The 20,277-nt window shown below is 70.6% G+C and carries 16 protein-coding genes; 5 read left to right on the top strand and 11 right to left on the bottom strand.

What is annotated here, in order from left to right; all coding sequences use genetic code 11:
* Positions 1-5 precede the first annotated feature (5 nt).
* From KHC27_RS02915 to zapE, 7 genes are all read right to left on the bottom strand, one after another.
* Complete coding sequence (locus tag KHC27_RS02915) at positions 6-320, bottom strand: pentapeptide repeat-containing protein (protein ID WP_213334830.1); 315 nt, start codon at positions 318-320, stop codon at positions 6-8.
* Positions 320-715, bottom strand: a complete 396-nt coding sequence (locus tag KHC27_RS02910) for a hypothetical protein (protein WP_246518772.1) — start codon at positions 713-715, stop codon at positions 320-322. The genes KHC27_RS02915 and KHC27_RS02910 overlap by 1 nt, the downstream gene beginning before the upstream one ends.
* Positions 716-741: 26 nt before the next feature.
* Complete coding sequence (gene odhB / locus KHC27_RS02905; protein ID WP_213334829.1) at positions 742-2,007, bottom strand: 2-oxoglutarate dehydrogenase complex dihydrolipoyllysine-residue succinyltransferase; 1,266 nt, start codon at positions 2,005-2,007, stop codon at positions 742-744.
* Positions 2,008-2,072: 65 nt separating this feature from the next.
* Positions 2,073-5,027 (bottom strand): 2-oxoglutarate dehydrogenase E1 component, encoded by a 2,955-nt coding sequence (locus KHC27_RS02900; protein WP_213334827.1) that lies wholly within the window; start codon positions 5,025-5,027, stop codon positions 2,073-2,075.
* Between the two features lie 247 nt (positions 5,028-5,274).
* Positions 5,275-6,240 carry a malate dehydrogenase gene (gene mdh / locus KHC27_RS02895; RefSeq protein ID WP_213334825.1) on the bottom strand — a complete coding sequence of 322 codons (966 nt, stop codon included), beginning with the start codon at positions 6,238-6,240 and terminating at the stop codon, positions 5,275-5,277.
* A gap of 231 nt (positions 6,241-6,471) precedes the next feature.
* Positions 6,472-7,260 carry a DUF1003 domain-containing protein gene (locus KHC27_RS02890; protein WP_213334824.1) on the bottom strand — a complete coding sequence of 263 codons (789 nt, stop codon included), beginning with the start codon at positions 7,258-7,260 and terminating at the stop codon, positions 6,472-6,474.
* A gap of 170 nt (positions 7,261-7,430) precedes the next feature.
* The gene (gene zapE, locus KHC27_RS02885) at positions 7,431-8,645 is read right to left on the bottom strand and encodes a cell division protein ZapE (protein WP_213334820.1); all 1,215 of its coding nucleotides are present in this window, start codon (positions 8,643-8,645) and stop codon (positions 7,431-7,433) included.
* 266 nt (positions 8,646-8,911) lie between these two features.
* Between zapE and KHC27_RS02880 the strand changes: the two genes are divergently transcribed.
* Complete coding sequence (locus KHC27_RS02880; protein ID WP_213334818.1) at positions 8,912-9,808, top strand: S1 family peptidase; 897 nt, start codon at positions 8,912-8,914, stop codon at positions 9,806-9,808.
* 42 nt (positions 9,809-9,850) lie between these two features.
* Here the strand turns inward: KHC27_RS02880 and KHC27_RS02875 are convergent, their stop codons facing one another.
* Positions 9,851-10,504, bottom strand: a complete 654-nt coding sequence (locus KHC27_RS02875) for a glutathione S-transferase family protein (RefSeq protein ID WP_213334814.1) — start codon at positions 10,502-10,504, stop codon at positions 9,851-9,853.
* 213 nt (positions 10,505-10,717) lie between these two features.
* On the opposite strand from KHC27_RS02875, the gene KHC27_RS02870 reads away from it, so the two are divergent.
* The 3 genes from KHC27_RS02870 to KHC27_RS02860 all read left to right on the top strand — a co-directional run bounded on the left by KHC27_RS02870 (position 10,718) and on the right by KHC27_RS02860 (position 14,801).
* On the top strand, positions 10,718-11,350 hold the full coding sequence (locus KHC27_RS02870; protein ID WP_213334812.1) for a GNAT family N-acetyltransferase: 633 nt from the start codon (positions 10,718-10,720) through the stop codon (positions 11,348-11,350).
* Positions 11,351-11,477: 127 nt separating this feature from the next.
* Positions 11,478-14,042 (top strand): DUF3772 domain-containing protein, encoded by a 2,565-nt coding sequence (locus tag KHC27_RS02865; protein ID WP_246518770.1) that lies wholly within the window; start codon positions 11,478-11,480, stop codon positions 14,040-14,042.
* Between the two features lie 120 nt (positions 14,043-14,162).
* Entirely contained in the window at positions 14,163-14,801 is a 639-nt protein-coding gene (locus tag KHC27_RS02860) for a CAP domain-containing protein (protein WP_213334806.1), read from the top strand.
* A gap of 20 nt (positions 14,802-14,821) precedes the next feature.
* Here the strand turns inward: KHC27_RS02860 and KHC27_RS02855 are convergent, their stop codons facing one another.
* From KHC27_RS02855 to KHC27_RS02845, 3 genes are all read right to left on the bottom strand, one after another.
* On the bottom strand, positions 14,822-15,943 hold the full coding sequence (locus KHC27_RS02855) for a CobW family GTP-binding protein (RefSeq protein WP_213334803.1): 1,122 nt from the start codon (positions 15,941-15,943) through the stop codon (positions 14,822-14,824).
* A 276-nt stretch (positions 15,944-16,219) separates the two neighbouring features.
* Positions 16,220-17,749, bottom strand: a complete 1,530-nt coding sequence (locus tag KHC27_RS02850; RefSeq protein WP_213334800.1) for a D-alanyl-D-alanine carboxypeptidase family protein — start codon at positions 17,747-17,749, stop codon at positions 16,220-16,222.
* A 139-nt stretch (positions 17,750-17,888) separates the two neighbouring features.
* Complete coding sequence (locus KHC27_RS02845; RefSeq protein ID WP_213334797.1) at positions 17,889-19,676, bottom strand: glucan ABC transporter ATP-binding protein/ permease; 1,788 nt, start codon at positions 19,674-19,676, stop codon at positions 17,889-17,891.
* 84 nt (positions 19,677-19,760) lie between these two features.
* Between KHC27_RS02845 and hisE the strand changes: the two genes are divergently transcribed.
* A complete protein-coding gene (hisE, locus tag KHC27_RS02840) occupies positions 19,761-20,222 on the top strand; it encodes a phosphoribosyl-ATP diphosphatase (protein WP_213334794.1) in 462 nt (153 codons plus the stop codon).
* The last annotated feature ends 55 nt before the right edge of the window (positions 20,223-20,277 follow it).

The raw sequence follows: 20,277 nt of genomic DNA, 5'->3' as shown, positions 1-20,277 counted from the left end.
GCGGTTTACTTCTGCTCGCGAAGATGGATCGCGTTGATCTGGTCGCGATCGATGTAGCTGGGAAGGATGGTACTGTCGTCGATGACGGCTTCCGCCAGTTGCTCGACGGTCAGGTTCTTGGCGCCGGTCAGGTCGGCGCCGCGCAAAATCGTGCCGCGAAGATGGGCCCCGGCGAAATCGGCATGGCGAAACACCGCGTTGGTTGCATCCGCGCCGGCCATGTTGGCGCCTCGCAGCGACGTGCCGCTGAGGTCGGTTCGCCGCACGAAGGCACCGTGAATGTCCAGCCTGCGCGCGGTGTCCTCTCCGTGTCTGAGCATCAGGACTCTCCCAGTTTGCTGCGGAGCGTTTTCACGATTTCACGGACGTCGATCGGAGGCTCGTCGTCACCATAATCGATCTCGCCGGCCCTTAGATAGGATTGCAGCAGCTCAAAGATAGGATCGGACAGGTCTGGAAAGTCTTTCGCGACTTCGCGAAGCGTGTAGATGGCGGCGAGGCGTACTTCCAGCTTCGGATCGCGCAACTGGCCGGCAGCGCGGTTGAAGAGCTCGGTGACATGGGTGCGCCGGGCAAGGTCGGCCTGGGTGCGGGCGGCGCGTGCCTGTGATGCCGCCGGGGACAGTTGCCGCCAGGCCAGATAGGCGCCGACAAAGGCGGCAATGGCCAGAGCGACGTTGCGGATGATCTCGGAGAGCGCGATCCAGATGCTCATCGAGATCATCCGCAGCTATTCGCCGCTCACAGATCCAGCACGAGCCGGGTCGGGTCCTCCAGCGCTTCCTTGACGCGGACGAGGAAGGTGACCGCGCCCTTGCCGTCGACGATGCGGTGGTCGTAGCTCAGGGCGAGGTACATCATCGGGCGGGCGACGATCTGGCCCTTCACCACCACCGGGCGCTCCTCGATGCGGTGCATGCCGAGAATGCCGGACTGCGGCGCGTTGAGGATGGGGGTCGACATCAGCGAGCCGTAGATGCCGCCATTGGTGATGGTGAAGGTGCCGCCCTGGAGGTCCTCGATGCCGAGCTTGCCGTCGCGGGCCTTGCGGCCGAGGCCGGAGATCGCCTTCTCGATGCCGGCGATGGAGAGCTGGTCGGCGTCGCGCACCACCGGAACCACGAGGCCCTTGTCGGTGCCGACCGCGATGCCGATGTGGTAATAGTTCTTGTAGACGAGGTCGGTGCCGTCGATCTCGGCGTTCACCTCCGGCACGTCCTTCAGGGCCTGGATGACGGCCTTGGTGAAGAAGCCCATGAAGCCGAGCTTGGCGCCGTGCTTCTTCTCGAACACGTCCTTGTACTGCGCGCGAAGCTGCATCACCGCGGTCATGTCGACGTCGTTGAACGTCGTGAGCATGGCGGCGGTGTTCTGCGCGTCCTTCAGCCGGCGGGCGATGGTCTGGCGCAGCTTGGTCATCTTCACCCGCTCTTCGCGGGAGGCATCGTCCGGCGCGGAGGGCGCGCGGGCGGCGACCGGGGCCGCCGGGGCGGGAGCGGCCGCCGGAGCGGCGGCGCCGGCGGCGATGGCCGCCAGCATGTCGCCCTTGGTCACCCGGCCGTCCTTGCCGGAACCGGCGAGGCTGGCGGGATCGACCCCGCTCTCGGCGGCGATGCGGGCCACCGCCGGGCCATTGGCGCCGGCCGGGGCCGCGGCGGGCGCCGCCGGGGCGGGCTTCGGCGCCTCGACCTTGGGCGCCTCGACCTTGGGGGCTTCCGCCTTGGCCGGCTCGGCCTTCGGGGCTTCGGCCTTGGGAGCGGGCGCGGCGGCCGCGCCGCCGATGGAGCCGAGCAGCGCGCCGACGCCCACGGTCTCGCCGTCGCGGGCGATGATCTCCGAGAGCACGCCGGCCGCCGGGGCCGGCACCTCGATGGTGACCTTGTCGGTCTCCAGCTCCACGATCGGCTCGTCGGCGGCGACGGTGTCGCCCGCCTTCTTGAACCACTTGCCGATGGTCGCTTCGGTGACCGATTCGCCCAGCGTCGGAACGCGGATCTCGGTGGCCATGCTCGTTCGTCCTTACCTTTGCCGGTGGTGCCGTGGCGCGCCCCGCCCGGCGACCGTTTCGATTGTCAGCCGAGCGCGTCCTGCAGGAACGCCTTGAGCTGCGCGAGATGCTTCGACATCAGGCCCGTGGCCGTGGCGGCGGAAGCCGGGCGGCCGGCATAGCGCGGCCGCTGCGCCGCCGAGCCGGTCTGTTCCAGCACCCATTCCAGATAGGGCTGCACGAAGGCCCAGGCGCCCTGGTTCTTCGGCTCCTCCTGGCACCACACGATCTCCGCCTGCTTGAAGCGCGAAAGCTCCTGCACCATCGACTTCAGCGGGAAGGGGAACAGCTGTTCGACGCGCAGCAGGTAGATGTCGTCGATGCCGCGGCGCTCGCGCTCCTCGAACAGGTCGTAATAGACCTTGCCCGAGCAGAGCACGACGCGGCGGATCTGCGCGTCCGGCTTCAGGGCGATGCCCTCGCCGCCCTTCTGCGCGTCGTCCCACAGCAGGCGGTGGAAGGTGGTGCCGGCGCCGAAATCGGCGAGCGAGGAGACCGCCCGCTTGTGGCGCAGCAGGCTCTTCGGCGTCATCAGGATCAGCGGCTTGCGGAAGTCGCGCTTCAGCTGCCGGCGCAGGATGTGGAAGTAGTTCGCCGGGGTCGAGCAGTTGGCGACCTGCATGTTGTCCTCGGCGCACATCTGGAGATAGCGCTCCAGACGGGCGGAGGAATGCTCCGGCCCCTGGCCCTCATAGCCGTGGGGCAGCAGGCAGACGAGGCCGGACATGCGCAGCCACTTGCGCTCGCCCGAGGACAGGAACTGGTCGAAGATGACCTGGGCGCCGTTGGCGAAGTCGCCGAACTGGGCTTCCCACATGGTCAGCGCGTTGGGCTCCGACAGCGAGTAGCCGTACTCGAAGCCGAGCACGGCCTCTTCCGAGAGCATCGAGTTGATGACCTCGTAGCGGGCCTGGCCCTCGCGCAGATAGTTGAACGGGGTGTGGCGCTCCTCGTTCTCCTGGTCGATCAGCACCGAATGGCGCTGCGAGAAGGTGCCGCGCTCGCAGTCCTGGCCGGAGAGCCGCACCGGGTGGCCTTCCAGCAGCAGGCTGCAGAAGGCCAGCGCCTCGGCGGTCGACCAGTCGATGCCGGCGCCGTCCTCGATCACGCTCTTGGCGCGGGCGTCGAGGAAGCGCTGGATGGTGCGGTGGAGGTGGAAGCCCTCCGGCACCTTGGTGATCGAGCGGGCGATGTCGCGCAGCGTGTCCTCGGACACGCCGGTGTTGCCGCGGCGGCGGATGTCTTCCTCTTCCTCGGCGGAGCGCAGCCCGGCCCAGCGGCCGTCCAGCCAGTCCGCCTTGTTCGGCTTGTAGGCCTGGCCGGCGTCGTATTCGCCATCCAGCCGGGCGCGCCAGTCCGCCTTCATCTTCTCGAATTCGGGGGCGTCGATCACGCCTTCGGCTTCGAGCTTCTTGAAGTAAATCTCCAGCGTCGAGGGATGCTGCTTGATCAGCTTGTACATCAGCGGCTGGGTGAAGGCCGGCTCGTCGCCCTCATTGTGGCCGAAGCGGCGGTAGCAGAACATGTCCACCACCACCGGCTTGCGGAAGCGCTGGCGGAACTCGGTCGCGATCTTGGCGGCGAACACCACGGCCTCGGGGTCGTCGCCGTTCACGTGGAAGATCGGCGCCTCGATGGTCTTGGCGACGTCGGAGGGGTAGGGCGAGGAGCGCGAGAAGCGGGGATAGGTGGTGAAGCCGATCTGGTTGTTGATGATGAAGTGCAGCGAGCCGCCGGTGCGGTGGCCCTTCAGCCCGGACAGGCCGAGGCACTCCGCCACCACGCCCTGGCCGGCGAAGGCGGCATCGCCGTGCAGCAGCAGCGGCATGACCGCGCTGCGCTCGGTGTCGCCGAGCAGGTCCTGCTTGGCGCGGCACTTGCCCAGCACCACCGGGTCGACGATTTCCAGATGCGAGGGATTGGCGGTCAGCGAGAGGTGAACCTGGTTGCCGTCGAACTCGCGGTCCGAGGAGGCGCCGAGGTGGTACTTCACGTCGCCGGAGCCTTCCACCTCGTCCGGGGCCCAGGAGCCGCCCTTGAACTCGTGGAACAGCGCGCGGTGCGGCTTGCCCATCACCTGGGTCAGCACGTTGAGGCGGCCGCGATGGGCCATGCCCAGCACGATCTCCTTCACGCCGAGATTGCCGCCGCGCTTGATGATCTGCTCCAGCGCCGGGATCAGGCTCTCGCTGCCGTCGAGGCCGAAGCGCTTGGTGCCGGTGTAGCGCACGTCGAGGAACTTCTCGAAGCCCTCGGCCTCCACCAGCTTGTTGAGGATGGCGCGCTTGCCCTCGCGGGTGAAGGTGATCTCCTTGTCCGGCCCCTCGATCCGCTCCTGGATCCACGCCTTCTCCTCGGGCGAGGAGATGTGCATGAACTCGACGCCGAGCGTGTTGCAGTAGGTGCGGCGCAGGATGGCGACCATCTGGCGGACGGTGGCGAACTCCATGCCCAGCACGTGGTCGATGAAGATCGGGCGGTCGAGGTCGGCCTCGCGGAAGCCGTAGGAGGCGGGGTCGAGCTCGGGGGCGGAGCGCTTGGGCTCGATGCCGAGCGGGTCGAGATTGGCGTGGAGATGGCCGCGCATCCGGTAGGCGCGGATCATCATCAGCGCCTTCACGGAATCGCGGGTGGCCTGCTGCACGTCGGTGGCGGAAATCTCGACGCCCTTGGCCGCCGCCTTTTCCTTCACCTTCTCGCGAACGGTCTTCTCGACCTCGATCCAGTTGCCGTCCATGGCCGAGACCAGCTCGCCATTGGCGTGGATCGGCCAGTTGTCCCGCTTCCACGAGGCGCCGCGGGCGCTCTTCTCGACATCGGCGGCGTTGTCCTTCAGCGCGGCGAAGAAGCTCTGCCATTCCGCGTCGACCGAGGCCGGGTCGGCCTCGAAGCGGGCGTAGAGGTCTTCGATCCAGGCCGCGTTGGCGCCGTAGAGGAAGGAGGTGTTGAGGAGGGTTTCGTTCGCAGCAGCGCGTGACATCCAAGGCTCCCGATGGACCGTCGCCGGTCCGGTGGAGGCGCTTTCCCGACCTGCGGAAGGGGGGCGCAGGACGCCGCCCTTCCCGGTTGTCCCGGTTCTCCGGGACGAAAGCTCTGACCTACCTCTATCTAGATCGCGTGTTCACATCATGAAGGGGCGCGGACGCGTCCCTGATCTGCATTTTTCCTGGTCCGTCGAAGCAAGAACGGCACCAGCCGGCGGCCGGTGCCGGCCGACTTTCGTCGGATCACGCCCCGAGATCGGGGGCGATCTTGCGGCACTCGGCCACGAGCTCGCGCACCGAGGCGATCGACTTGTCCAGCATGGCCTGCTCGGCGCCGTCCAGCTCGATCTCGACGACGCGCTCGACGCCGGCCGCGCCGATCACCACCGGCACCCCGAGATAGAGGTCGCTCACGCCGTACTGGCCGGAGAGGAAGGCGGCCGCCGGCAGCAGGCGCTTCTTGTCGCGCAGGTAGGAGGTCGCCATCTCGATCGCCGAGGCGGCCGGGGCGTAGAAGGCCGAGCCGGTCTTCAGCAGGTTGACGATCTCGCCGCCGCCCTTGCGGGTGCGCTCGACGATGGCGTCGACCTTGGCCTGCGAGGTCCAGCCCATCTTGACGAGGTCCGGCAGCGGGATGCCGGCGACGCCGGAATAGCGCACCAGCGGCACCATGTCGTCGCCATGGCCGCCCAGCACGAAGGCGGTGACGTCCTCCACCGAGACGTTGAACTCGTCGGCGAGGAAATAGCGGAAGCGGGCGCTGTCGAGCACGCCGGCCATGCCGACCACCTTGGAGGTCGGCAGGCCCGAGGCCTGCTGCAGCGCCCACACCATGGCGTCGAGCGGGTTGGTGATGCAGATCACGAACGCGTCGGGGGCGAATTTGGCGATGCCCGCGCCGACCTGTTCCATGACCTTGAGGTTGATGCCGAGCAGGTCCGAGCGGCTCATGCCGGGCTTGCGGGGCACGCCCGCGGTGACGATCACCACGTCCGCGCCTTCCAGCGCCTCGTAGCTGTTGGTGCCGACCAGCTTCGCGTCGAAGCCGAGCACCGGGGCGGCCTCGGCGATGTCGAGGCTCTTGCCCTGCGGCACGCCTTCCACGACGTCGAACAGCACGACGTCACCGAGTTCCTTGAGACCCGCGAGCAGGGCCAGCGTGCCGCCGATCTGGCCGGCGCCAACCAGTGCAATCTTTGCTCGAGCCATGAGAGTTCCTGCATCAATGGAGGTGCGGCGGGCTGCCGCGCCGGCTTCCGATAGCCCGTCTCGTCGTGGCGTTCAAGAAAAGACGGCTGTGCGGCAAGGCTTTGAGGCTACGACTTTCCGTGAATGCGTATTGGCATATTGAATACCTTCTTGGAGCCGGCCGGCGCCGGCTTTTCTGCCGCCGGGAGCCGCCTCGTCTCGCCCCGATCCATGGGATCGACGCAGCGCCCGCTAGTGCCGCTGCCGCGCGAGGTCTTCCATCAGCTCGATCTGGATGGCCTGTATCTCCGCCAGCCGCTCCCATTGCCGGTTCAGCATGTGGTCGATCTTCTCGTGGAGGTGGCGGATCTCCAGCTCGGCCTTGAGGTTCACCCGGTAGTCGTTCTCCGAGCGGCGGCGGTCCTTCGCCTCCTGGCGTTTCTGGCTCATCATGATGACAGGCGCCTGAAGCGCGGCGATGCAGGACAGCAAGAGGTTCAGCAGGATGAAGGGGTAGGGGTCGAACTCCTGCGCCGGCGCCAGCGACGCGTTGATCGCGGTCCAGATCGCGATGAACACCCCGAACAGGATGATGAAGGTCCAGCTTCCGCCGAAGCTGGCGATGGTGTCGGCGGCGCGCTCGCCGAAGCTGCGCTGGCGGTCGAAGCCGGCCTCCACGTCCTGGGCCAGCGTCTCGTCGGCGGCGAGGCTGGCGATGACGTCGCGCTCCAGCGCGCCGAGGTCGCCGCGCTCGGCCTGCAGCGTCTCGGCGACATAGCGGGCGCGCTCGCGCACCAGCGCCTCGCGGGAGATGAAGGCGTCGGGGGCGAGGTCGGGATGGGCGCCGCGGATGCTCTCGGCCAGCGCCGGGCGGACGAGGTCGAGCCGGGTGCCGTCTTCCGCCGCCACCTCCCGGCCGGTGAGGGCGCAGGCGAGCGGCGGCTCCCCCGGCCGGCCGGGGCCGGTGCGGCCGGCGCGGCCCCTGGCGTGGCCGGCCCGCGGATGGTCCGGTGTCGGGCGGGATGAGCGAGGCTTGTCCATGGCGGCTCCCTGGCAGGCGCGCCTTCCTCCCGGGGCGGGGACCGTCCGGGTGGGAAGCGGGCGCAGCATAGCCGCCCCGTCGGGCGGAACTTTGCTCTGGCTCATGCCGGGCGCGGCGGGGGCGCCGGCGCCGCCGGCGGTGCCGCGTTTGGGGAAAGGCGTGCCGCGCGTCAGGTCTCGACCAGCCCGGTGGTCCAGCCGCTCGCCTCGGAATCGCCGCGGCCATGGGAGCGGGCGAGGTAGTCGGTCGAGCGCATCTCGTGCAGGCGGGAGACGGTGCGGGCCCACTCGAAGGCTTCCGCGCCCTCGGTGCCGAGATAGAGCTCCTCCGGGTCGGCCTCGGCGGAGGCGAGGATCTTCACGCCCTTCTCGTACAGTTCGTCGATCAGGGTGATGAAGCGCTTGGCCTCGTTGCGGTGGTCCTGGTCCATGACCGGGATGTGCTCGATCACGAGGGTGTGATAGGTGCGGGCGATCCTGAGATAGTCCGAGGCGCCGAGCGGGACGCCGCACAGATCGGCGAAGCCGAAGCGCGCCGCGCCGCCCCCGGCGAGCGGCACCGGGATCACCCGGCCCTGGTTCTCCACCTTCTGCGGCACGCCGCCATCCTGCCCGGCGAGGCGGCGCCACACCTTGTCGATCTCGCGGTCGATATCGGCGCGGGTCTCCCCCGCCCACGGCACATACCAGCTCCGCACGCCGTCGAGCTTCTCCATGCGGTAGTCGGTCGGCGAATCGATGCGGACCACCTCCATGTGCTGCTGGATCATGGCGATGAAGGGCAGGAACAAGGCGCGGTTGAGCCCGCCCTTGTAGAGGTCCTCCGGGGCGACGTTGGAGGTCGCGACCACCACCACGCCGAGCGCGAACAGCTTCTCAAACAGCCGGCCGAGGATCATCGCGTCGGTGATGTCGGTGACGTGGAACTCGTCGAAGCAGAGCAGCCACGCCTCCTCCGCCAGCGCGGCGCCGACCAGCGCGATCGGGTCGGCCTCCTTGATCCGGCCGGCCTTGATGTCGGCGCGGATCTTGAAGATGCGGGCGTGGACGTCGGCCATGAACTCGTGGAAATGGGCGCGGCGCTTGCGCTTGCGCACCGCGACGCTCTCATAGAACAGGTCGACCAGCATGGTCTTGCCGCGGCCGACCGAGCCGTGGATGTAGAGCCCGCGCAGCGGCGGCGCCTCGTTCTCCTTGCGGGCGAACAGCCAGCCGAGCGCCGAGGATTTGCGCGCCAGCCGCCGCGCCGCGATGCGCTGCTCGAGCTGGGCCAGCGCCGCGACGATGCGGGCCTGGCCCGGATCGGGCTGGATGTCGCCGGCCGCCATGCGCGCCACATAGCGCGCCGCCAGAACCGAGCCGCCGGCTTCCGCCGCAAGCTCCATGTGCCACGCTCCTGTCGCGACCTTCGTTGCAGTGCACGCTTAAACGCGGGGCCCGGCAGCGGCAAGGCTCCTGCGACGAAGTGCTGACGCGCGGCAGGCCGAAAGGCGGGTGGAACCTTTCGCGGTGCAGAACGTTTCCGGGTCACCCGGGGGTCTGCGCGCCCTCACGCTCGCCCCAGTCCGGTCTTGACCTTGCCATGCTCCGGCGGCAACGTCCCTTCTTGTTCACGGCCCCGTCATGGGGCCCGGAAGCGGAGCCGCCGGACATGGCCACTGCGCGTCGACGGATCGGCCGGAAGGCCGCACTCTCCCTCACCCTGGGGGGATGCGCCCTGGCCGCCGCCGGAATCGCCCTTCCCGCCGGCAGCGCCCGCGCCGGGGATGGCCGGGCCAGCTCGCTCGCTCCCTCCACCATCGTGATCGACACCGACGACCGGATGTCCTTCGCCGATTATGGCAAGGCCCACGGCATCGGCCCCGCCGTGCTCGCCGCCCGCTTCGGCGCCACCGGCGTGGTGCGCTGTGGCGCGGCGGTCGGCACCGGGCAGATCGTCGGCTCCAGCGGGGTGCTGGTGACCGCGGCCCATGTCATCTTCGAGCCGGGCGGCCGGCCGCGCGGGCAGGGCAGTTCCTGCACCTTCCAGATCGACGCCGGCGGGCGCCGCCAGATCATCCCCATCGACGTCTCCGGCGTCGTCTGCGGCTCCACCGAGCCCTATGCCAAGCCGGCCATCCGCGACTGGGCGGTGCTGCCGCTCGAACGGCCGGTGATCGGGGCGCGGCCCTATCCGCTCGCCGGCTCCCTCGCCGTGCCGGGCAAGGTGGTGCTGTCCAGCGCCGCCCGCTCCGGCGGGGTGGAGAGCCGCTCGCTGGAGCTGTGCACGGCCCGGCTGGTGACGGAACGCAGCCCGAGCGGCACCCGCGAGGTGGCGCTGGACTGCGACGCCGAGGGCGGCACCTCCGGCGCGGCGCTGCTCACGCCGACCGGCGGCTTCGTCGGCATCTATGTCGGCTTCCGCTCGGCCCATCCCGGCCAGCCCGGGCCGTTCTCCATGAGCCACTATAATTTCGGCGTCACTGCCGACGGGGCGCTGCACGGCGCCATCGCCAAGGTCGCGGCCGGCGCCGCCGCGCGCGGCCAGACCCTCAGCGCCGCCCGCTGAGGCGGGCCGCCCCTCGGGCGGCCGCGCCCCGATCCCGGCGGTTCAGCCAGCCGCCGCCGCGCCGCGCCAGCTCTCCGGCGCGCCCGGCAGCAGGTCATAAGGGTGGCGCCAGCCCGGCAGGGCGGCGATGCGTTCCTTCCAGGCCGCGATGGCGGGCCAGGCGGCCGGGTCCACGCCGGGCGGCTCGGGCATGTAGACATAGCCGGCGAGCGAGAGGTCGGCGATGGTCGGCCGGTCCCCCACCAGGAAGGGATGGCGGGCGAGCCGCTTCTCCACCACCCCGTAGGCGCCGGTCACCCGGGTGCGCAGGAACTCGGTCACCGGCCCCTCCGGCTGCCCGGCGAGCCCGACCAGAAAGCGCAGCGTGGCGTAGTAGCTGGTGAATTTGTGGTTGTCGAACAGGATCCAGCCGAGGATCTCGCGCCGTTCCGCCTCGTTCTCCGCACCGAACCGGCCGGTGAGCCCCGCGAGATAGTCGAGGATGACGCCGGACTGTGCGATAGTGAGATCGCCGTGGTGCAGGACCGGCACCTCGCCCATCGGGTTGACCTCGGCGCGCCAGTCCTCACGACGCGTCTCGCCGTTGAAGTAGTCGACGAAGACCGGTTCCCAGTCGAGGCCGCAGAGCTCGAGCATGAGCGCGGCCTTGTAGGCGTTGCCGGACTGGGCGAAGCAGCGGAGGCGAAAGTCTGTCATGGAAATCCTTTCCGTCATCCGGCGAGCGGTGTGTGCATGCGAGCCATGCGCCCCCCCGGCTTGCCGGGCCGGTGGGATGCATTATTTCTGCTGCAGCGCACAATGATGCCTCGGCATCCCGACGCGCAAGACTCTCCCCCCGACGACGAGCGGCCGGAATCGCCGCAGCCCGAGGGTCCGCCTGCAGCTAGCCACAAGGCCGAAGATACCGCCATGCCCGCCGCCGCCTCCAGCCTCGCCACCTCCCGCGCCACCCGGCATCACGCCGAGGCGGTGCTGCCCGGCTATTTCCGCGAGCTGACCGCCGGCGAATTCGACCAGTACGGCGAACACCTGCTGCGGCTCGACCCCCACAGCCGCTTCACCCGCTTCGGCGGCCCCGCCTCCGATGAGGTGGTGAAGGCCCATGTCGAGCGGCTGCGCGGCAGCGACCTGCACCTCGTGGGTTATTTCGTCGACGGCGTGCTGCGCGGCGTCGGCGAGCTGCACGGCCTGCCCGGCGTCGCCGACAGCGCCGAGGCGGCCTTCAGCGTGGAGCGGGCCTGGCAGGGCAAGGGCGTCGGCTCGGCGCTGATGGACCGCATCGTGAAGCTCGCCGAGCAGCGCGGCATCGTCGATCTCACCATCATGTTCCTCGCCATAAACGGCCGGATGCAGCGGATCGTCGTCAACCACTTCGGCGAGCTGACCCGGGCCGAGGACGAGATGATCGGCCATGTCCGCCCGCCGCGGCGGCAGAGCCCGATGTCGTGGGTGCGCCAGCTCGTCACCGCCTCGCTCGCCGTGGTGGACGGCGCGATCGACCTTCAGGCCCGGATGCTGCCGCCCTCCCACCGCGGCTGGTGATCGCGCGGCGGCGCGCGCGCCGGCGGGTGTGGGTTTTTCTTGCCTTGAGGCTGCCGTCTTCCGACAAGAGACAGGGCACCCGTTTGGGATACCCGTTTCGCGCTGGAAGACACCGATGATGCCCGACATGTCCCGGCCCGACGCCTGCGCCGCGCCCGTTCGCCCGGCCCGGCCGCGCCGCCCCGCCGTGCCCGGCAGAGGCTTTGCGCGCCTTGGCGCCGGGCTCGCGACCCTGCTGGTCGCCTTCCTGCTGGCCTTCGCTGCGGCGCTGCCCGGCGCCGGCCCCGCCTTCGCGCAGGACACGACGGCCCCCGGCGTCAAGGACCAGATGGAAGGCCAGCGCGCGGTGGTCGACAGCGTCGAGGCGGCGCTCGGCCGCGACGGTCTGCGCTCCATCGACCTCGACGAATTGCGCGCCCGGCTCGACCCGGTGCGCGAGGCGCTCTCCAACGCCATTGCCGACCTCGACCCCCGGGTCGCCGAGCTGCACAAGCGCATCGCCGAGATCGGGCCGAAGCCCGCGGCGGACGCACCGCCCGAGAACCCCTCCGTCACCGCCGAGCGCGAGCAGCTCAACGCCCGGCTGGCGGAGACCGACGGCGTGCTGAAGCAGGCCCGGCTGCTGAGCGTGCGGGCCGACCAGCTTTCCGACCGCATCATCGGCAAGCGGCGGGCGCTGTTCACCGACATGCTGTTCGCCCGCTCCTACAGCGTGCTGGACCCGCAGCTCTGGATCCAGGCGGTGGCGGCGATCCCGGTCGAGATGCGCGGCATCAGCTATCTCCTCAGCGACTGGGCGGCCTATGCCAATGCCCGACGGCCGCTCGGCGCCCAGCTCGCGGTGCTGGCGGGGGTGATCGGCCTGTTCGCCGTCGCCCATCTTCTGGCGCGGGCCGCGGCGCGCCCTCTGCGCCACTTCGCCCACGAGCCGGCGGACGAGCCGGTGTCGCGGCTGCGGGCGGCGGCGCTGTGCGTGCTGGACGGCCTCGTCAGCTCGCTGCCGGTGCCGGCGGCGACGATCGGGGCGCTGGCGCTCGCCAATGCGTTCGACCTGGTGCCGCCGCGGATCAACGAACTGTCGAACGCGCTGCTGCTGGCGGTCACGGTGGTGTGCTGCGGGCGCGGGCTCGCCCGCGCCGCGCTGGCGCCGGATTCGCCGCGCCGGCGCGTGCTCTCCGGCTTCGGCTTCGCCGTCGAGATCGCCGACGACACCCATTCGGTCATGACCGACGACACCGCGCGGCTGCTGTACCGCGCCTGCCTCGTCTCGGTGACCATCCTCGGCGTGTCGATCTTCCTCTACGGGCTGCACAGCACGCTGGTGGTGCCGGTGCCGCTGACGGTGGCGACCAGCGCGCTGATGTCGGCGATGCTGGCGCTGGTGGCGGCGCGCACGCTGCGTCAGTTCGCGGTGGCGGAGGCGGAGGATGGCGACGGCGTCGCCACGTCCGCGCCCGCGCCCGCGGCCGGCGGGGCCGCCGGCGTCGTCGCGGCGGCGCTGCAATGGGTGCGGCTGCCGTTCTGGCTCATCAACACCGCCGTCTTTGTGGCGCTGGCCGCCGGCTACGTCGCGTTCGCGGCCTTCCTGTCGTCGCGGGCGCTGACCTTCGTGGTCATGCTCAACACCTTCATGCTGACGGTGGTGCTGATCAACGCCGTCTTCATCGACAGCCTGCAGTCGGCCCACCGCACCCGCACCCTCGCCAAGACGCTGGGCGTGCGGCCGGCCAGCCTCGAGCTGTTCGGGGTGCTGGTGGCCGGGGTGCTGAAGCTGATCGCGATCGTGGTGACGCTGGTGGTGGCGTTCGGCACCTTCGGCACCTCCACCGCCGACATGCGCGACCTCTTCAACCGCATCACCTTCGGCTTCACCATCGGCAATTCCACCATCACGCTGGGCGACGTGATGGGCGCGGTGATGTTCCTCATCATCGGCTTCGTCATCGCCCGCGCCATCCAGCGCTGGATCGCGTCGGCAATCCTGCCGCGCACCTCGCTGGAGTCGGGGCTTCAGAACTCCATCGCCACCATCATCGGCTATGTCGGTTCCATCACCGTGGTGGCGGTGGCGATGGGCCAGCTCGGCATCAACCTCGAAAACATCGCCCTGGTCGCCGGCGCGCTCTCGGTGGGTATCGGCTTCGGCCTGCAGTCGATCGTGTCGAACTTCGTCTCCGGCCTCATCCTGCTCGCCGAACGCCCGATCCGGGTCGGCGACATGATCCTGGTGAAGGGCGAGGAGGGCTATGTCCGCCGCATCAGCGTGCGCGCCACCGAGATCGAGACCTTCGACCGCGCCATGGTGCTGATCCCCAATTCCGATCTCATCACCGGCATGGTGAAGAACTTCACCCACGCCAACACCACCGGGCGCGTCATCGTGCAGGTGAACGTGTCCTATGACAGCGACATCGAGCAGGTCCGCGACCTGCTGATCGACTGCGCCTGCGATCACCCGCAGGTGCTGCGCAGCCCGCCGCCGCGCGTGTTCCTGATGAAGTTCGGCGACAGCTACCTCCAGTTCGAGCTGCGCTGCGTGGTGGCGAATGTCGACTACGCGCTGACGGTGAAGAGCGACCTGCATTTCGCCGTGTTCGACCGGCTGAAGGCCAACCGGATCGGCATTCCCTACACGCCGTGGAGCATCTACCGCGGCGAAGCCGCCCTTCCCCCCGCGGCGGCCGGCGACTGAACGCCCCGGCGGGGAGCGGCCGGTTTTCGCCGGGGCCGGCGATCATCCCTAACGCTTGCCTAACGTTTGCGGCCTAAGAAGGCTGCGTCGATCCGGCAGTCCCCGTTCCGAGAGGCCCGCATGCGCATCTCCGCTCCCGTCTTCGTCTGTGGCCTGCTCGCTGCGCTCGCGCTCGGGGGCTGCGCCGCCGCGCCGGTGCCGGTGCCGGACAGCCCGGCCTTCTATGACAACCTCTCGCGGGGCGGCCAGGTCGATTCGCAGGCGGCGGCGGAGATGATCTCCGATTACCGTCGCGCCCGCGGCCTCTCCGCCGTCACCGTCGACCCCATCCTCACCGAGGTCGCGCAGAAGCAGGCGAAGCTGATGGCCTCGAAGGACGAGCTGTCGCATTCGGTGGGCGGGCGCACCTTCACCATGCGGCTGAAGGCGGCCGGCTTCGACGGGCTGAAGGCGGCGGAGAATGTCGGCGCCGGCTACCACACCCTCGCCGAGGCCTTCTCCGGCTGGCGCGACTCGCCCTCGCACAACAAGAACATGCTGATGCCCGGCGTGACCCGGATCGGCATCGCCACCGCGCTGGCGCCGAACAGCAAGTACAAGGTCTACTGGGCGCTGGTGCTGGCCGCTCCCGATCCGCGCGCCGGCCAGACCCCGGCCCCGCCCGCCCAGGGCGGCCCCGCCTTCGATCCCGCGCCGGCCACCGGCGCCGCGCCGGGCGGCACCACGGTGACGGTCAACGGCGCCACCCTCGGCCGCTGAGGCCTCGCGGCGCGGCCGGCTCAGCGCCGCAGCGTGGCGGGGGCGAGCGGATTGTCGTGCACCACCAGCGGGTCCGGCCGGTCCACCGCCGGCAGGCCCATGAAGGCGTCGAACAGCCGGCGGATCACCGCCGGCTCGACATCGCGCACGATCATCACCAGCCGGGTGCGGCGGTCCTCGTCGGGCCAGGCGGGAAGCTGGCTCGGCGGGTGCATCACATGCTGCACGCCGTGCAGCACCAGCGGGCGGTCCGGGTCCTCAGCCAGCTTCACGATGCCCTTGAGCCGCAGCAGCTTGGATCCGTGGGTGCCGCGCACCAGCTCCAGGAACAGGTCGAGCGCGACCGCCCCCACTGGCGCGTCGGTGGCCAGGGTGAAGGCGCGGATGCGGTCGTCATGGCGGTTGGGGTCGTGGCCGCCGGCGCTCTCCGCCGCGGCGACGCGCTCGTCCGCGAGCCAGCGGGCGACGTCGGGAATCTTGCTGGCGGGGTCGTAGAGCCCGGCATTCAGCAGCGCCGGCGGCGTCGCCTCGCCGGCGGCGGCGTCGAGCACCGGGGCGGCGGGGGCGAGGGCGGCGAGCCGGGCGCGCAGCCGGGCGAGGCCGGCGACGCGCTCGGGGGTGTCGATCAGGTCGGTCTTGGTCAGCACCAGCCGGTCGGAAATGGCGACCTGCCGCACGCTTTCGGGGTGGGCGTCGAGCGTGGCGTCGCCATTCACCGCGTCCACCACCGTCACCACCCCGTCGAGCCGCAGCCGCAGCAGCAGATAGGGGTGCATCATCAGCACATGCAGGATCGGCGCGGGGTCGGCGAGGCCGGTGGTCTCGATCACGATGCGGCGGAAGGGCGGGATGGCGCCGTTGTCCATCCGCCGCAGCAGCGCCTCCAGCGCCTCGACGAGGTCGCCGCGCACGGTGCAGCACAGGCAGCCGGAGGACAGCAGCACGGTGGCGTCGTCGAAATGCTGCACCAGCAGGTGGTCGAGTCCGATCTCGCCGAACTCGTTGATGAGCACGGCGGTGTCCTTCAGGCCGGGGTCGGACAGCAGCCGGTTGAGCAGCGTGGTCTTGCCGGCGCCGAGGAAGCCGGTGAGCAGCGTGACGGGGATGGGCGCGGGCGGGGCGGCGGGGCGGTCCTCGGTCATGGCGTGCGCGGGCTCGGTAAGACGCTGCGGGAACGGCGGAGGCACGGCGCCGGGCGACGCCGCGTCCAGATAATGGGAACCGTCGGGTCCCGCCACCAGAAGCCGCGGTGAAAACGGGCGGATGCAGGGAGAGAGTGCGTCGGGCGCCCGGCCCAAGAGCCCGGCCCAAGAGCCCGGCCCAAGAGCCCGGCCCAAGAGCCCGCCACACGGCGGGCCGAGGCCGGCTTGGAGCGTGGCTGGCCGGTGCCGGTCACGCGCCCGGCGCGGCGTTGCCCGTCAGTTGGCGTCGCTGGTGGCGGCGGCCGGTTCCGCGGGCGCCGCCGCCGGCTTGGGCGCCGGCTTGGGCTTGGCGGCGGAGGTGGCGGGCTTGGCCGGCGGGGTCGCGGTGATGCCGGACCAGGGATCATTGGCCGAAACGGTCGATTTCGGCGCCGGCTTGGCGGCCGGCTTTGCCGCCTGGGTCGCCGGCTTCGCCGCCGGCTTGGCGGCCTGCGCAGCGGGCTTGGCGGAGGATTTGGCCGCCGGCTTGGCCGGCTTCGCGGCCGGGGTTGCCGCGGCGCTGCCGGCGGGGGCGATCTCGACGCCGTCGGGGCCGGTCGCCGAGGGGTCGATCACCCCGGTCGGCTGGGTGCCGACGGTCTTGGAGCCGACCACGGTGGATTTCTTGCCCTTGGCGGCCGGCTTCTTCGGCGCGGGTTCGACCGCGTAGGCGGCGGCGAGGGCGGCGTCGTCCGGGGTGGGGCCGACCCAGACCGGCGCGGGCGGCATGGAGGGCGGCAGCTCGGACAGCAGGCTCGCCCCGGTGGTGCCGGGCGGCAGCGACCCCATGCCGGCGGCGGCGAAGCCGGTGGGCGACGGGCTGTCGTCGTCCTCCGAGGCGACGGTCTTGCGCTTGGCGCCGCAGACATAGGCCTTCATGTCGGTGGGCGGGCCGCCCTCGTTCTTGATGGATTCCACCGACGGCGCGACCTTGCCGAAGATCGACCACGACTGCTGGAAGCCCTTCTCCATCAGCAGCGCGGCGGCCTCGGTGCGGGCCTTGCCCGAGGGCGTGCCCAGCACCACGGCGAGCACCCGGCGGTCGCCGCGATGGGCGCTGGCGACGAGGTTGAAGCCCGAGGCGCAGATGAAGCCGGTCTTCATCCCGTCTGCGCCGGGATAGCGGTCGATCAGCTTGTTGTAGTTGCGGATCACCCGGTTGCCGATCTTGATGCCCGGCAGGCGGAAGATCTGCTCGTGCTCGGGATATTGCAGGATGATGGCGCGGGCGAGAATGGCGAGGTCCCGCGCGGTGGTGACGTTGTCCGGGTCGGGCAGGCCGTTCGGGTTGGAGAAGTGGGTGCCGTCCATCCCGAGCTCGCGCGCGGCGGCGTTCATCTGGTCGACGAAGGCGGGCAGGGTGCCGCCGATGCCTTCCGCCAGCACCACGGCGATGTCGTTGGCCGACTTCACCAGCATCATCTTCAGCGCGTTGTCGATGGTGATCTGGGTGCCGGGCTTGAAGCCCATCTTGGAGGGCGCCTGCGAGGCGGCGAAGGGCGAGACGGTGATGAGCGTGTCGCCGGTGACGCGGCCGGAGCGGATCGCCTCGAACGTCACATAGGCGGTCATCAGCTTGGTGACGGAGGCGGGGTACCACGGCTTGCCGGCGTCTTCCGCCTCCAGCACCTTGCCGCTCTCGACGTCGATCAGCAGCGAGGGCGTCGCCTGCGCGCGCGCCGGCGCGACCAGCGTCGCCGCCCCGGTCGCGAGGGTGACGAGGGCAAGCGCAAGGGCGCGGCGGAGGAGGGAGGGGCTGCTCGTCACGCGATATCCGTTTCAACGCAAGACAGGACGGGCGGGGAGGCGTCGACAGCCTCATTGCTACACCCTGCCGCCCGCCGGAGAAAACCCTGTTTGCCCCGTCCGGGCGGCGGAATTGTGAAAAGCCGGCCGGCCGCCGGCATCACGTTTCCGCAGGGGGCGCCGTCCCGGTGGCGGAGCCGCCGGACATGAACTGCGCCTTCGCCAGCGCCGCGAAGCGCCCGCCGAGCCGCACCAGCTCGTCGAACCGGCCGGCTTCCACCACCCGTCCCTCGTCGAACAAGAGGATGCGGTCGGCGTTGCGGATGGTGGCGAGCCGGTGGGCGATGACGAAGGTGGTGCGGCCCTTCATCACCGCGTCGAGCGCGGCCTGCAGCTTCGCCTCGGTGCCGGCGTCGAGCGCGCTGGTGGCCTCGTCGAGGATGAGGATGGGCGGGTCCTTCAGCAGGGCGCGGGCGATGGCGAGGCGCTGGCGCTCGCCGCCGGACAGGGCTCGGCCGCGCTCGCCGACGACGGTGGCCAGCCCCTCGCTCTGGCGGGCGACGAAATCGGCCGCCTGGGCCCGTTCCAGCGCCCGGGCGATCTGCTCGGGGGTGGCGTCCGGCCGGCCGACCCGCAGGTTCTCCTCGATCGAGCGGTTGAACAGCATCGCCTCCTGAAACACCACGCCGATGGCGTGGCGCAGCGAGGCGAGGCGCACCTCGCGTATGTCGCGCCCATCCACCGTGATGCGGCCGGACTGGGGATCGAAGGCGCGGTGCAGCAGGGCGAGCGCGGTCGACTTGCCGGCCCCGGTGGCGCCCACCAGCGCCACCGTCTCGCCCGGCCGCACCGAAAAGCTCACCCCGTTCAGCGCGCTGCGGCGGCCGTCATAGGAGAACGACACGTCCTCGAACGCCACCGCCCCCGCCACCGGGCCGAGCGGGGCGGCGTCGGGGCGGTCGCGCACATTGGCGACGGTGTCGAGCACGGAAAAGAATTCGGCGAGGCGCGGGGCGTCCAGCAGCAGGCGGTTGGCGAAGCCGACCATCTGGTCGAGCCGGCCCACCAGCATGGTGGCGAAGCCGACGAAGGTGACGATCTCGCCGATGCTCGCCATTCCGTGCAGGTGCAGCCAGGTGCCGACGAGGAAGATGGTGAGGATGGTGAGCGTCGTCGCCGCGCGGGTCGCCACCGAGACCAGCGCCCACCACGACAGCACCGGGATCTGCGCGGCGAGCACGTTCTCCATGGTCTCGCGCAGGCCGCGCACCTCGGCCTCGACCCGGGTGAAGCTCTGGATGACCGCGACATTGCCGAGCGCGTCGGCGCTGCGCTCGGCAAGGTCGGACTGCAGCGCCTCGACATGGCGCTGCATCGCCTGGGTGCGGCCCAGCACATACCAGGTGAGGCCGGCGAACAGCGCCAGCAGCGCCACCAGCAGCAGGCCGAGCCGGGCATTCACCCACACCGCCACCGGCAGCAGCACCACCAGCGCCACCAGCCCGGCGCACTGCTCGCGGAAGAAGGCCAGCCACAGCCCCCACAGCCCGTCGGCGCCCTGCAGCATCACCTTCAGCAGCCGGCCGGAATGGACATGGCCGTGAAAGCCGAGCGGGAGCTGCAGCACATGCTCGAAATAGGCGCTCATGATGCCGAGCCGGCGGCGATGGGCCAGCCGGTCGGCGTGCAGCGCGATGGCGACCCCGGCGGCGATGGTGAACAGGCCGAAGGCGGTCCACGCCGCGAGCTGGGGCAGCAGCGCGGCCAGGGACGGCGCCTGTGCCGCGGCCTGCGCCCGCACCAGCGTGTCGACCACCCGGCCGAACAGGATCGGCTCGGCGAACAGCGCGACGGCCAGCGCCGCATTGATGACCGCCAGCACCGCGGCCAGCCGTCGTTCCGGGCCAAGGGCGCCCAGCACGCGGGCGTAGAGACGTAGGAAAGCCATCGGGTCACCCTCCGCAGGCCCACACTTTGCATGCGGCGACGTGCTGCCATAGCAGCTTCATGCTTGTGGTCTTAAGGTTGTCGCATGGTTGATTCGGTCGAGCGGCTTTACGATGCGGTGATCGCGACGCGCGAGGGCGCCGGCTTTTCGCCGCGCACGCGCCGGCTGTTCGACAAGGGCCGGCCCTTCATCGCCAAGAAGCTGGCGGAAGAGGCGGTCGAGGTGGCGCTTGACGCGACGGTGGGCAACCGCGCCGCGGTGATCTGCGAGAGCGCCGACCTCATCTACAACCTCGTCGTGCTGTGGGCCGATGCCGGCGTCAGCCCGGACGACGTCTGGGCGGAGATGCGCCGCCGCGAGGAACTGCTCGGCATGGCCGAGAAGCTGCCCAAGGCGGTGCGCGACCCCGCGGGGGCCGCCGTCCCTTCCGCCGACGAGCCGGCCGTTGCCCGCGCGTTCGCCGGCGGGCTGGCCGAGGTCGAGCCGCCGGAGCTGCACCGCGCGCCCGACCACCCCCTGCCGCCGCTGCGCCCCCGCCGCGGCTGAGGCCCCTCACCCCTTCCCGCGCGGCCGGCCTTCCGCCGCGTGCCCGCCCCCGGAG

The organism is Ancylobacter lacus (assembly GCF_018390635.1).
In the GTDB taxonomy this organism is placed as follows: Bacteria; Pseudomonadota; Alphaproteobacteria; order Rhizobiales; family Xanthobacteraceae; genus Ancylobacter; species Ancylobacter lacus.
Note: the sequence above shows the minus strand (reverse complement) of the source record. Positions and strands in the feature narration are given on the sequence as shown.